The 13,235-nt window shown below is 71.9% G+C and carries 11 protein-coding genes and 2 riboswitches; of the genes, 3 read left to right on the forward strand and 8 right to left on the reverse strand.

The genetic code is table 11. From position 1 onward, the window contains the following. Positions 1-111: 111 nt before the first annotated feature. The gene (locus ACQP0P_RS11080; protein WP_433374461.1) at positions 112-750 is read left to right on the forward strand and encodes a DUF6286 domain-containing protein; all 639 of its coding nucleotides are present in this window, start codon (positions 112-114) and stop codon (positions 748-750) included. A 224-nt stretch (positions 751-974) separates the two neighbouring features. Here ACQP0P_RS11080 and ACQP0P_RS11085 read toward each other — a convergent pair whose 3' ends face one another. The 5 genes from ACQP0P_RS11085 to ACQP0P_RS11105 form a co-directional block, all read right to left on the reverse strand. Further along, a complete protein-coding gene (locus tag ACQP0P_RS11085; protein WP_433374464.1) occupies positions 975-2,753 on the reverse strand; it encodes a hypothetical protein in 1,779 nt (592 codons plus the stop codon). A gap of 137 nt (positions 2,754-2,890) precedes the next feature. After that, on the reverse strand, positions 2,891-4,267 hold the full coding sequence (locus ACQP0P_RS11090) for an L-serine ammonia-lyase (RefSeq protein WP_433374467.1): 1,377 nt from the start codon (positions 4,265-4,267) through the stop codon (positions 2,891-2,893). Between the two features lie 70 nt (positions 4,268-4,337). Next, a complete protein-coding gene (gene gcvH, locus ACQP0P_RS11095; protein WP_433374470.1) occupies positions 4,338-4,727 on the reverse strand; it encodes a glycine cleavage system protein GcvH in 390 nt (129 codons plus the stop codon). After that, the gene (gene gcvT, locus ACQP0P_RS11100; protein WP_433374473.1) at positions 4,724-5,815 is read right to left on the reverse strand and encodes a glycine cleavage system aminomethyltransferase GcvT; all 1,092 of its coding nucleotides are present in this window, start codon (positions 5,813-5,815) and stop codon (positions 4,724-4,726) included. Before gcvT ends, gcvH begins: the two co-directional genes overlap by 4 nt. A gap of 40 nt (positions 5,816-5,855) precedes the next feature. Next, positions 5,856-5,940, reverse strand: a riboswitch (glycine riboswitch). Positions 5,941-5,942: 2 nt separating this feature from the next. Next, positions 5,943-6,041, reverse strand: a riboswitch (glycine riboswitch). 70 nt (positions 6,042-6,111) lie between these two features. Beyond that, positions 6,112-6,699 (reverse strand): PadR family transcriptional regulator, encoded by a 588-nt coding sequence (locus tag ACQP0P_RS11105; protein WP_355621169.1) that lies wholly within the window; start codon positions 6,697-6,699, stop codon positions 6,112-6,114. A gap of 65 nt (positions 6,700-6,764) precedes the next feature. Between ACQP0P_RS11105 and ACQP0P_RS11110 the strand changes: the two genes are divergently transcribed. Together ACQP0P_RS11110 and ACQP0P_RS11115 are read left to right on the forward strand one after the other, a co-directional pair. After that, positions 6,765-7,475, forward strand: coding sequence for an ABC transporter ATP-binding protein (locus ACQP0P_RS11110; protein WP_433374477.1), 711 nt, complete (start codon positions 6,765-6,767; stop codon positions 7,473-7,475). Continuing rightward, positions 7,472-10,252, forward strand: a complete 2,781-nt coding sequence (locus ACQP0P_RS11115; protein ID WP_433374480.1) for an FtsX-like permease family protein — start codon at positions 7,472-7,474, stop codon at positions 10,250-10,252. Before ACQP0P_RS11110 ends, ACQP0P_RS11115 begins: the two co-directional genes overlap by 4 nt. A 39-nt stretch (positions 10,253-10,291) precedes the next feature. On the opposite strand, the gene ACQP0P_RS11120 is transcribed toward ACQP0P_RS11115, so the two are convergent. From ACQP0P_RS11120 to ACQP0P_RS11130, 3 genes are all read right to left on the reverse strand, one after another. Next, complete coding sequence (locus tag ACQP0P_RS11120) at positions 10,292-10,987, reverse strand: gamma-glutamyl-gamma-aminobutyrate hydrolase family protein (RefSeq protein WP_433374483.1); 696 nt, start codon at positions 10,985-10,987, stop codon at positions 10,292-10,294. 139 nt (positions 10,988-11,126) lie between these two features. Continuing rightward, positions 11,127-11,891 carry a 3-oxoacyl-ACP reductase gene (locus ACQP0P_RS11125; RefSeq protein WP_433374486.1) on the reverse strand — a complete coding sequence of 255 codons (765 nt, stop codon included), beginning with the start codon at positions 11,889-11,891 and terminating at the stop codon, positions 11,127-11,129. A 5-nt stretch (positions 11,892-11,896) separates the two neighbouring features. Continuing rightward, positions 11,897-13,195, reverse strand: coding sequence for an aldehyde dehydrogenase family protein (locus tag ACQP0P_RS11130; RefSeq protein ID WP_433381805.1), 1,299 nt, complete (start codon positions 13,193-13,195; stop codon positions 11,897-11,899). Between the last annotated feature and the right edge of the window lie 40 nt (positions 13,196-13,235).

The following is a 13,235-nucleotide window of genomic DNA, read 5'->3' on the forward strand; positions in this document are numbered from 1 at the left end:
GTTCATATTGCTGGCGGGGTGCTCAATGCTCCCGCCAGGAGGATCCCAAGATCGCGCAAGAGGGCGGTTGATCCCGGCCTCGACCCCGCCGGAACGCGTACACCTGACCGAATGACGACTACTCTCCAGGACGTCCTGGCGGGCTCGGGGAGCACCGGGAGCGCTCCAGGCAGGGCGGCCGAGCAGTTTCAGGACGTCCGCCGCAGGTCGGTGCGGCTGCTTCGGCCGGGGAGGACCCCGGCGGGCGTGCCGGCGGCGCTGGTGGCGTCCGTCGTGCTGTCGGTCTCGGCCTCGGTGACCGTGGGCCTGCTGATGGAGTCGCCCGTCGCGCGAATGCCCTACCGGCGGCTCGTCGACGGGGCCGGCTCGTGGAGCTGGTCGGACCCCGTCGTGTTCGTCATGGCGGTGCTCGCCATGGCGGCGGGCCTGCTGATGCTCGGGCTCGCGGCCCTGCCGGGACGACCCAGGCTGGTGCCGCTGGAGTCGGGAGATCCGCACCTGGTGATCGGGATCACCAGGTCCGGGCTCTGCCGCACGCTGGGGGAGGCGGCGGCGTCGGTGGAGGAGGTGAGCGGGGCACGGGTCCGGCTCGCCTCAAGGATCGTCGAGGTCACCGTGTTCACCGAGGCCGAGCGGACCGGGCCGGTGCTGCGCGGGGTGGGCGCGGCGGTGGGCGACCGGATGGCGGGCCTGGGCGCGATGTGCGCGGGCGACGTCGTGGTGCGGCTGCGCAGGCGGAGGGTCAGATGAGACCGTATCTCGGCAACCGGATCGGCCTGGCCGTCACCGGCGCGGTGCTGGCCTGCGCCGGTCTCTACGCCTTCCTGCGGGGACGTGGCGACCTGCCCGGTCAGCCGCCCGGGGCCAGGCTCGTGCGCGGGGGGTTCCCCGGGTGGCTGGCCGCGCATCCGTGGCTGGGCTGGCTGGTCGCGCTGCTGCTGGTGGTGCTCGCGCTGCTGGCGGTGCGGTGGCTGCTACACGCCCTGGGCTGGGGACGGTGGGGCAGGCGGACCGGAACGGGGACCGCCATGCTCGCTGTTGCCCTTAAAGAAGTCGAAGGGCTCGTCCGGATTCGGGTCAGGTACGTAAGGCACGAGCGGTTGCGAATCAGTGTGGGCTGCGCGCCGGGGACCGATGTCGGCAGGCTCGTGGCGCGGCTGAACAAGGACGCGGTGGGGAAGGTCAGGCGGGCTCTCGGGGAGGTAGAACTCGGCACGATGGTTCGTCTGCACGTCCGCCGCCGCTGACCTGTCGTACGCCGGTTCCACGACGGGGCTCGCGTACACCGGTTGCTCGGCGGTCCTGCCGTAGGCCGGTTCGAAGCCCGGTTCGGAGTCCGGTTCCTCGGAGGCACTCTCCCGGTGCCGGACGCCGAAGGCCAGTCCGGCGGCCAGGCAGAGCAGCGGGAGCGCGGGCACCACGTAGCGGTGGTCGAAGGCCGCGATGAAGGGCGGCAGGATCAGCAGCGTGGTCCCCGCGGCCCAGGGCAGCAGTACCGCGCCGCCGAGCCGTCGCAGCCGCATCAGCACGCCGACCAGGCCGACCAGGCAGATCACCGCGAGGAACGGGCCGCGTACGAAGCCGTACTCCTGGTAGCCGCGCAACCAGCCCGCGTACGGCTCGGCCATCGTCGGCGCTCCCGAGGCGCCCTGGTAGGCCACGGTCAGCTGCTCGGCGGTCTTCCCCTGCGAGGCGGCCCCGGTGGGGAAGGGGCGCAGTGTGTCGGGGAAGACGTAGGCGCTCTGCGGTCCGGGGGTCGGGTAGACGCGCCGGGTCCAGTCGAAGATGTGGACCGCGTCGTCGAGGCCCGCCCGCAGGAAGTCCAGCGGCTGGGCCTTGATGGCCTGGGTGGCGAAGGCACCGGCGAGCGCGTCGCGCTCGGCCCAGCTGCCCTTGACCTTGTTCAGCGGTGAGGCGCCGTCCCAGATGTAGACCGGCGGTGCCGCGCGCCGCCCCACCGGTTCTGTGGGGCACAGGGCCGCCTCGGGGCCGGTCGGCTGGATCCTGGCGCAGTCGGCGAAGGTCATCGTCCGCGCCCACAGGAAGGTGCTGCCCCGGGTCAGCGCGTAGCCGCCGTGCTCGGATTCGAACCAGGCGGCGTACGAGCCCAGGCCGATGGCGGCGGTCAGGGTCGCGGAGACGACCGCCCGCCACCCGGCCCGGCGGATCACCAGGCAGACCAGCGCCACGGCGATCAGCGGCAGCCCGATGGTCCGGGTGACCGTCGCGGCGGCCAGCAGCAGGCCGGCCAGCGCCGCGACCCAGGCGGCCGGGCGTTGCCGCCACAGCAGCAGGGTGACCGCCAGCACCGCCAGGAACTGGAAGAGCAGGTCCGCCATGACGAGGTGTTCGAGCTGGATCTGGTGGGCGTCCAGCAGCACCGGCAGCGCGGCGAGCGTCGCGCCCCATCCCGGCAGGCGGCCCAGCCTGCGCAGCAGCAGGTAGACGCAGAGCGCCACGGCCAGCCCGAGCAGGTGCTGGACGACGACCACGGCCTGGACGCTGGCCAGCGGCTTGAGGATCCACAGGAACAGCGAGTAGCCCGCGGGACGGGACTCCAGGGGGCGAGGGGCGAGCCCGGCGTTCAGATAGACGAAGGAGTCGGCCCAGAACCACAGGGCGGGCCGGTAGCCGAGCACGGCCAGGGCGCGCAGGCAGCCGCCGGCCAGCAGGGCGGCGATGAAGAGCCAGTGTGCCCCGAAGAAACGGAGCACCCGCGAGGCACGGTTCGCCGGGTGCGTTCCCGTTACCACCACGACCTCCCGAGTCCCGCGGACATGGCCACCCAGCATAGGCGCGGGACGGGAGGGGCCCATACGTGATGCGAAATTTGGTGGCGATCGAGTTCTATGCGGCGTTCCTCATCTGAAGCGCGGATCCGGGGAGGCGTTCAGCACTCGATGACGTTCACCGCGAGCCCGCCGCGGCTGGTCTCCTTGTACTTGTCGAGCATGTCGCGGCCGGTGTCGCGCATCGTCTTGATGGCTTTGTCCAGCGAGACGAAGTGGCGGCCGTCGCCGCGCAGCGCGATCCTGGCCGCGGCGATGGCCTTGATCGAGGCGACGGCGTTGCGCTCGATGCACGGGATCTGCACCAGGCCGCCGATCGGGTCGCAGGTCAGCCCCAGGTTGTGCTCGATGCCGATCTCGGCGGCGTTCTCGACCTGCTCGGGGGTGCCGCCCATCACCTCGGTGAGCCCGGCGGCGGCCATCGAGCAGGCGGAGCCGACCTCACCCTGGCAACCCACCTCGGCCCCGGAGATGGAGGCGTTCTCCTTGAACAGCACGCCGATCGCCCCCGCGGTCAGCAGGAAGCGGATCACCCCCTCGTCATCGGATTCGCGGACGAAGCGGTCGTAGTAGGTGAGCACGGCGGGGATGATGCCCGCGGCGCCGTTGGTGGGCGCGGTGACGATCCGGCCGCCGGCGGCGTTCTCCTCGTTGACCGCGAGGGCGAACAGCGAGACCCAGTCCATCGTCTGCAGCGAGTCCTTCTCTCCCGGCTCGCTCCGCAGCTGCCGGTGGAGCTGGTGGGCGCGGCGGCGGACCTTCAGGCCGCCGGGCAGCACGCCCTCCTTGCCGATACCCCGTCGCACGCACTCGCTCATGACCTGCCACAGGACGAGCAGCTGGGCGCGGATCTCGGCTTCGGTGCGGCCGAACGCCCGCTCGTTCTCCAGCATCAGCCCGGAGATCGACAGCCCGGTCTCCGCGCACTGGGCGAGCAGCTCCGCGGCCGTGGTGAAGGGGTGCGGCAGGACCGTGTCGTCGGGTTTGATCCGGTCGGCGCCGGTGGCGTTCTCGTCGACGACGAAGCCGCCGCCCACCGAGTAGTAGACCTTCTCGCGCAGCGTCTCGCCGGACTCCGACAGGGCGGTGAAGCGCATGCCGTTGGGGTGGTGGGGGAGCGAGATCCTGCGTTCGAAGACGAGGTCCTCGCCGACGACGAAGGGGATCTCGTGGGAGCCGTACAGGCGGACGGTGCCCGAGGCGCGCATGGCGGCCAGCCGCTCGTCGACCGTGTCGACGTCGACCAGCTCGGGTTTCTCGCCCGACAGGCCGAGCAGCACCGCCTTGTCGCTGCCGTGGCCCTTGCCGGTCAGCCCGAGCGAGCCGTACAGGATGGCGCTCACCCGTGCGGTCTTCTCCAGCAGCTCGTCCCGGTGCAGGCCCCGGGCGAACCTGTGGGCTGCGGCCATCGGGCCGCCGGTGTGCGAGCTGGACGGGCCGATTCCGATCTTGAAGAGATCGAAGACACTGATCGTCATCTGAATCCTTCCAGCGTGGACGGTCACGCGCGCCCGGGGACGCGCGTGACCGTGACGCGAGGCGTCGAACTTATGACTCACCCGAGGTGAGCGCGGTGTACTCCTCCGGCGACAGCAGGTCGTCGGCGGAGCCCTCAAGACGTACCCGGAACAGCCAGCCGTCGCCGTAGGAGTCGCTGTTGACCAGCGAGGGGTCGTCCACGACCGCCTGGTTGACCTCCACGACCTCGCCGGTGACCGGTGCGAAGATGTCACTCACCGACTTGGTCGACTCGACCTCGCCGACGGCGTCACCGGTGGCGACCGACGCGCCGACCTCGGGTACCTGCACGTAGACCACGTCGCCCAGCGCCTCGGCGGCGTAGGCGGTGATGCCCACGGTGAGGGTCAGGCCGTCGTCGACGCCGCCGATCCACTCGTGTTCCTTGGTGTAGTGCAGGTCCTCGGGAATGCTGCTCATTTTTTCCTCCTGTAGAAAGGCAGTTCGACGACTTCGACCGGCTCGCGGCTGCCCCGGATGTCGACGGCCAGCCCCGACGACAGGCCGCTGTCCACGAAGGCCATGGCGATGGGCCTGCCCAGTGTCTGGGAGGGCGCCCCGCTGGTGACCTCCCCGGCGACCGTGCCGTCATCGGCGACCACCACCGGATACCCGTGCCGGGGCACCCTGCGGCCGCTTGCGACCAGGCCGACCAGACGACGGGCCGGCGGGACGTCCCTGAGCGGTTCGAGGGCGGCCCGGCCGACGAAGTCGCCCGGCTTGTCAAACCTCACCACACGGCCGAGCCCGGCGTCGAACGGAGTGAGGTCCGCGGAGAGTTCGTTGCCGTAGAGCGGCATGCCCGCCTCCAGGCGGAGGGTGTCGCGCGCGGACAGGCCGGCGGGGACCAGCCCGTGCGGCGCGCCCGCCTCGGTGAGGGCGGTCCAGAGGGGTTCCGCCGCCGAGGCCGCGACGAACAGCTCGAAGCCATCCTCACCGGTGTATCCGGTGCGGGCGATGAGGGCCTCGTGTCCGGCCACCACGGCGGGCAGGCCCGCGTAGTACCCGAGCCCGTCCAGGTCGGCGTCGGTGAGAGTGCTCAGGATCTCCACCGAGCGCGGCCCCTGGACGGCGACCAGCGCGTACTCCTCGGAGCGGTCCCGCACCGCGGCGTCGAAGTCCCTGGCGCGCTCGGTCAGCTCGGCGGCCACCCGGGGGTAGTTGGAGGCGTTGGCGACGACCATGAACTCTTCGGGGGCCAGCCGGTAGACGATCAGGTCGTCCAGCACGCGGCCCCCGGCGTCGACGATCATCGTGTAGCGGGCGCGGCCGGGCGCCAGCGCGGAGAGGTGGCCGACCAGCGCGTAGTCGAGTGCCTCGGCGGCCTGCGGGCCGGTCACGAAGATCTCGCCCATGTGGGAGAGGTCGAACAGGCCGGCCGCCTGGCGGACCGCGTTGTGCTCGGCGGACTCGCTGCCGTAGCGGAGCGGCATCAGCCAGCCCGCGAAGTCGGTCAGCGTCGCGCCGAGGGACTCGTGCACGCCGCGCAGCGGCGTAGGTCGGGACATGTTCGCACCTCAGACAAGGGACAGATGAGATCATCCTCCCCCTCTGTCATTGGTGCCTGAGAGTTTCATCCGGGTTTTACCGGACTTTCACCTTCGGCGAGGTCGTGGGACCTGCTTTCCAGAGGCACCTACCCGCACGGTCCTTTGCCTTGAGAGGTTCGCGGGGAGGGCTTGCTCCTTCAGGGGTCCTGGCCTGGATGTCAGGACACTCTCCCGCGCGGGGTTCATCGGTGTCGTCGGCCAGCCTAACCGCCCGCACCGGCCGAGCGAAATCCCCTCGCGCCTGCCGGCCGGGATCAGGCCCCCTCGCCCAGTGCCCGGAGACCATCGCCCTCGGGCCTTACGGCGTGCACGTCCGCGCCGGCGGTGGCCATCGCCGCCAGGCGCTCCTCGGCGCCGTCGACGATCTGCAGGTCGGCTCTGGTGTGCGCGATGGCCGCGTCGATGAGCAGGGACACCAGAGGGTCGTCCTGTTCGCGGCGCAGGCGTGTCAGCGCCGCCAGGTCCGAGAGGTAGGCCTGGCGCTGAGCGGACACGAACGAGCCGAGTGCGTCCGTGCCCAGCCGGGTGGCCGCGAGCAGCTTGAGGAACAGTTCGTCCCGGAACCCCGACGAGCGGACCCAGGGAGCGCCCGCCCAATCCCGCAGCTCACCGGCGCCGCTCTCGGTCAGCCGGTACAGCGTCTTGTCCGGGCGGTCGCTCTGGGTCACGTGGCTGCGGGTCACGTGGCCGTCCCTGACCAGCCGGTCCAGGATCTGGTACAGGTGCCCGATGTTGAGGCCGCCCCACTGGGGGCCGACCGCCGCCTCGAACCGGGCCTTGAGTTCGTAGCCGTGGCTGGGCCCGTCGGCCAGCAGGGTGAGCACGGCATGGCTAAGTGGCATGATTCCTACATTGTCACAAGATAGGAACTTCACGGACCCTCGTACATTGTGACAATGTATCGGTCATGAGCGTTGAAGTCAGCCTGCGAGGCGTCAGCCGTGTCCACGGCTCCACCAGGGCGCTCGACGAGGTCGGCCTGGAGGTCGAGGCAGGTCAGGCGGTCGCGTTCACCGGGCCCTCGGGAGCGGGCAAGTCCACGCTCCTCCATCTCGTCGGTGCGATGGATCTCCCCGACGGGGGCGAGATCCACGTCGGAGGGAAGCACGTCGACGATCTCGGGCGCCGGGGTCTCGACCGGCACCGGCGCGCGGTGGGCTTCGTCTTCCAGCGCTTCCACCTGCTCCCGGCGCTGAGCCTGCTGGACAACGTGCTCGCCCCCGTGCTGCCGCGCAGGGTGGGCTTCGACCGCCGGGCCCGCGCCAGGGAACTGCTGGCCGCGGTCGGGCTGGCCGACCGGGAACGGGCGCTGCCCGGCGAGCTCTCCGGCGGGCAGCAGCAGCGGGTGGCGATCGCCCGGGCGCTGATCGCCCATCCGCCTCTGCTCCTGGCGGACGAGCCCACCGGCAACCTCGACAGCGTCACCGGCCAGGAGATCGTGGACCTGCTGTTCTCCCTGCGGGAGGAGTACGGCATGACCATGCTGGTCGCCACCCACAACCCCGAGGTGGCGGCGGCGTGCGACCGGGTGGTTCGGATGCGTGACGGCCGGATCACCGGCGACGACCGGGTGACGCCCGCCCAGGACGTGCTCGGCCGGATCGGGCGGCTCGGATGACCCGCCTGGTCTGGGCCCAGCTTCGCCACCGGCTCGTCCGGGCACTGGTGCTCCTGCTCGGCATCGTGGTCGCGGCCACCGGGTTCACCGTGCTGACCGGCACCGCCGAGACCCAGCGTCTGGAGATCATCGGCACCGTCGGGGAGAACTTCCGGGCGCAGTACGACATCCTGGTCCGCCCGGAGAACTCGGCCACCGCCATCGAGCGGTCGCAGGGGCTGGTCCGCGCCAACTACCTGTCGGGCATCTTCGGGGGGATCACCTTCGACCAGTACGAGCGGATCAAGCGGGTCAACGGCGTCGAGGTCGCCGCCCCGATCGGCATGATCGGTCATGTCGTGCACACGGCAGGTGTCCGGGTCGACGTGACGGACCTGCTGCACGAGGGCGACCGCACGATGCTGCGCGTGGAGCGCACCCGGGTCACCGACCGGGGCCTCACCCGGATCCCGTTCCTGCAGCCCCGGTACGAGTACGTCACCCGCCGCCCCGTCACGCTCGACTTCACAGAGGTCGCGGACGGGGGAGAGTTCGTCGAGGCGGCCGAGGAGGAACTGCCCGGCGGCCGGCGGGTCCGGTTGGCGACCTCGCTCGGCTGGTCGCAGGACCCGGCGAGGACCAGCCCGTTCCCCTCCGAGCGGATGCTCCCCGACCGCGGCTACTGGTCCACGCGGACCGGTCTGGGCGACGGTGGCGGATACTTCTGGAACGGATTGAAGCCCGGCCAGGCGGGCGTGCCGCTCTACCAGGAGTTCCCGTTCGTGCTCGCGGCCGTCGACCCGGATGCCGAGGCCCGGCTGGCCGGGTTGGCGGGGGCGATGGTCGAGGGACGTTACCTCACGGCGAAGGCGGCCAGGGACGATCCCAACGAGATCCCGCTGATCGCGGCCTCGGTGCCCTACGCGGACCAGCGGGACGAGGTCGTGATCCGGCGGCTGCCCGCCGAGGCGGCCGAGAAGGTCACCGAGGGCGTGCCGGCCAAGAGGCTTCTGCCCTATCTCGCCGCGAACCGGGGCGAGGAGGTCAGGCGTCTCACCCTCGACGCCGGACAGGTCTACGAGTCGATGCTCGACCGGTGGTCGGACCTGTCGGACGGGCACTACGTGCCGTTGACGAGGTACTGGGCATCCGGGCCCGTCGAGTACCGGCAGCGGGGAGCGCGTGAGCTCGCCGCGCTCCCGGTGCGGAACGGGTCCGGTGTCTGGAAGGATCCGTGGTTCTCGGGGGTGGCGGGCGTGGCCAAGGACTTCCCGGGCGCGACGGTCGGGGCATCCGACACCCAGTTCCGCACGCTGAACCGCAGGGCGATCTCCAGACGCTACACCGGGGACCTCAAGTCCCGCGTCGTCGGACGGTTCGACCCGGCCAGGCTGCCCGGTTTCAGCGAGCTGACCCGGCTCCCCATGGAGACCTACAACCCACCGGTCGCCACGCCGGGCGACGGCCGAACCGCCGCGCTCCTCGGCGGCCGGGCTCTGCTGCCCAACGACAACGTCGCCGGATACCTCCAGACGCCGCCCCTGCTTCTCACCAGCCTGCAGTGGCTGGCGGAGATCGCGGAGAGGACCGAGGGGCGGCCCGCGGCGCGGGCGCCGCTGAGCGTCATACGGGTGCGGGTCGACGGTGTCACCGGGCCCGATCCGGTCAGCCGGGAGCGGATCAGTCAGGTGGCCAGGGACATCGTGGCGGCCACCGGACTGAAGGTGGACATCACGGTCGGCTCGTCGCCGTCGCCGATGACGGTGGACCTGCCCGCCGGGTCCTTCGGGCGCCCCGCGCTGACCCTCCGGGAGGACTGGGTGAACAAGAACGTCGCCTACCGGATCCTGAACGCCGCCGACCGCAAGTCGCTCGTGTTGTTCGTACTGGTCCTGGCCGTCTGCGGGTTGTTCGTGCTCAACGGTGCGGCGGCGACCGTGCGGGCCAGGAGGTCCGAGCTCGGCGTGCTGGCCTGCCTGGGCTGGTCGCGGCCGAAACTGTTCGGGACCGTGCTCTGTGAGGTCGGCGCCATCGGCCTGCTGGCGGGCCTGCTGTCCGTCGCGCTGGCCTGGCCTGTCGCCCTGTGGTCAGGGGTCGCGCCGCCGGGGCAGCGGGCGTGGCTGGCGGTCCCGGCGGCGGTGATGCTGGCGCTGTCGGCGGGCCTGGTCCCTGCCTGGCGGGCCTCGCGGGTGCCGCCCGCGGAGGCGGTGCGGCCGGCCGTGCGGCTGCCGCGCAGGGCGCGCTCGCCGCGCGGGGTGGCCGGGCTCGCGGTGAGCGGGTTGACCAGGTCCCCCGGGCGGACCCTGCTGGGCGCGGCGACGCTCGCGGCCGCGGTCTTCGGGCTGACGGTGCTGCTCGGCGTCACCTACGGCTTCCGCGGCCGGGTGGTGGGCTCGCTGCTCGGCGACGCCATAGTGGTGCAGGCCCGCCCGGCCGACTACGCGGCTGTCGCGGTGATGTTCGGGCTGGCGGTGCTGGCCGTGGCCGACGTGCTCTACCTGGGGGTACGGGAGCGCGACACCGAACTGGCCGCGCTGCGCGCCTCGGGCTGGTCGGGGGGCTCGCTGGCCCGGCTGATCGTCCTGGAGGGGGCCGGTATCGGCCTGCTCGGCGCCCTCGCCGGGGTCCTGGGCGGGGTGACGGCCGCGTTCGCGCTGGCGGGCGACCTGCCGAGTGCGGTGGTCGTGGGAGCGGCGGTCGCGGCGGTGGTGGCCGTCACGCTCGCGGCCCTGGCCTCCGCTGTTCCCGCCCTGCTGGTGCAGCGGCTCCCGCTGGCCCTGATCCTCACGCGGGAATGAGCCCGGCTCCGGTGCTCCGCCCCACGGTGAGCGGGCCGCTCAGCGGCGGGCGTGCCGGACCAGCGCCTCGAACAGGGCCGGCTCGTCGTCGGTCTCGGGATGCCACTGGACGGCGAGGGCGAACGGGTGATCCTCCACCTCCACGGCCTCCACCGTGCCGTCCTCGGCGTGGGCGGTCACGGTCAGGCCCTCGGCGAGCAGGTCGACGGCCTGGTGGTGGTAGTGGGCCACGTCCACGGTCTCGGTCCCGAAGACCTTCGAGGTCAGGCTGCCGGGGGCGAGCCGCACCGGCATCCTGCCGTAGCTGCCGGGGGCCGGGGCGTGCCCCTGGTGGCCCACCACGTCGGGCAGGTGCTGGTGGAGGCCGCCGCCGAGGGCGACGTTCAGGATCTGCATGCCCCTGCAGATGCCGAGGAAGGGCAGGTCCCGCTCCAGCGTCGCCCGGACCAGTCCCAGTTCGGCGTCGTCGCGGAACGGCCGGACGTAGCCGGTCCGCTCGTGCGGCTCCTGCCCGTACCGCTCCGGGCCGACGTCCCCGCCGCCGGCCAGGATCAGCCCGTCCAGGCGCTCCACGAGCGCCGCGGGGTCGCCCGCGGGTGGCAGGATCACCGGCTGCCCGCCCGCGCGGGCCACGTGGTCGACGTAGTCGTACGGCAGCAGCGCGGTGGTCGTCTCCCAGACGGTGAACCTCGCGGGCTCGACGTAGCAGGTGATGCCGATGACGGGACGGGACATGGTCTCTTTCTCACGCGGACGCCGGGGACATGGGACATCCGCCCACGTCCTCGCACGTTATCGGGGCCAGGGTATGGCCCGGGCAAATCCCGCCACCGCCGGTCGCGAAGGTGGCGGGAGCGGAGATGGCGGGGAGCGGTCAGAGTGGCGTGACGTAGGCGCCCGAGATGCCGCCGTCCACCAGGAACTCCGAGCCGGTGATGAAGCTCGCGTCGTCCGAGGCGAGGAACGCCACCGCGGCGGCGATCTCGGTCGCCTCGGCGAAGCGGCCGATCGGGATGTGCACCAGGCGGCGCTGTGCCCGCTCGGGGTCCTTGGCGAACAGCTCCTGCAGCAGCGGGGTGTTGACCGGGCCGGGGCAGAGCGCGTTGACCCGGATGCCCTCGCGGGCGAACTGCACGCCCAGTTCGCGCGACATCGCCAGCACCCCGCCCTTGGAGGCGGTGTAGGAGATCTGGCTGGTCGCCGAGCCCATCACGGCCACGAACGACGCGGTGTTGATGATCGACCCCTTGCCCTGCCGCCGCATGTACGGGATGGCGTGCTTGCAGCACAGGTAGACGGAGGTGAGGTTGACCTCCTGGACCCGGCGCCAGGCGTCGAGGCCGGTCTCCAGGATCGAGTCGTCCTCCGGCGGTGAGATGCCCGCGTTGTTGAACGCGATGTCCACGCTGCCGTAGCTGTCGAACGCGGTCTGGAACATCCGGACGACGTCGTCCTCGCTGGTCACGTCGGCCTTCACGAACAGGCCGCCGACCTCGGCCGCGGCCGCCGCACCGGTCGTCTCGTCCAGGTCCACGCACACGACGCGGGCGCCCTCCTCGGCGAACCGGCGCGCGGTGGCCAGGCCGATCCCGCTGCCGGCGCCGGTGATGACGGCCACCCGGTCCTGCAAACGCAGCATCGCTTCTACTCCTCGGAAATGAAGACGTTCTTGGTCTCGGTGAACGCTGACAGGGCGTCCGGTCCCAGCTCACGGCCGAGGCCCGACTGCTTGAAACCGCCGAACGGGGTCCAGTAGCGGACGCTCGAATGCGAGTTGACGCTCAGGTTGCCCGCCTCGACGGCCCTGGCCACCCGGAGCGCCCGGCCGACGTCACGGGTCCAGATGGACCCGCTCAGGCCGTACGGGGTGTCGTTGGCGATCCGCACGGCGTCCGCCTCGTCGTCGAACGGCAGCACCGACACCACCGGTCCGAAGATCTCCTCGGTGAACGCCCGGTCGTCGGCCGAACTCGGGGTCAGGACCGTCGCCGGGAACCAGAACCCCGGCCCCGACGGGCAGGTGCCCCGCAGGTGGGGCGGCTCGGTGACGTAGGAGGCCACCCGCTCCCGGTGTTCGGCGCTGATCAGCGGGCCCATCTCGGTGCTCTCGTCGCGGGGGTCGCCGACCCTGACCTTCAGCACGGCCTCGCCGAACCGGGCCAGGAACTCGTCGTGCACCGAGCGCTCGACCAGGATCCGGGAGCGCGCGCAGCAGTCCTGGCCCGCGTTGTCGAAGACCGCGTACGGCGCGGTCGCCGCCGCCCGTTCCAGGTCGGCGTCGGCGAAGACCACGTTGGCGCTCTTGCCGCCCAGCTCCAGGGTGAGCCGCTTGACCTGCCCGGCGCAGACGGCGGCGATCTCCTTGCCCACCTCGGTGGAGCCGGTGAACACGATCTTCGCCACCTCCGGGTGCTCGACCAGCCGGGCGCCCGCGACCTCTCCGGCGCCGGGCAGGACCTGGAACACCCCCTCGGGCAGCCCGGCGGCCAGGGCCAGCTCGGCCAGGCGCAGGGCGGTCAGCGGTGTCCACTCGGCGGGCTTGACGATCACGGTGTTGCCCGCGGCCAGCGCCGGGGCCGTCCCCCAGGTCATGATGACCATCGGGAAGTTCCACGGCACGATCACGCCGACGACGCCCAGCGGTTCCCTGAAGGTGACGTCCAGGCCGCCGGGCACCGGGATCTGCAGGCCGTGGTCACGCTCGGGCGCCCCGGCGTAGAAGTCGAGCACGTCGGCGACGTTGCCCGCCTCCCAGCGGGCGTTGCCGATCGTGTGCCCGGCGCCCGCGACCTCCAGCAGGGCCAGTTCCTCGGCGTGCTCGCGCACCAGCGAGGCGAACCGGCGCAGCAGCCGGGCCCGGTCGGAGGGGCCGACGCCCCGCCAGGTGGCGAAGGCCCTTCTCGCGCGCTCCACCGCCCTGTCGACCTCGGCGGCGTCCGCCATCTCGATCTCGGCGATCACCTCTGCTGTCGCCGGATTTATG

This window comes from Streptosporangium sp. CA-115845 (assembly GCF_050943795.1).
Taxonomy (GTDB): Bacteria; Actinomycetota; Actinomycetes; order Streptosporangiales; family Streptosporangiaceae; genus Streptosporangium.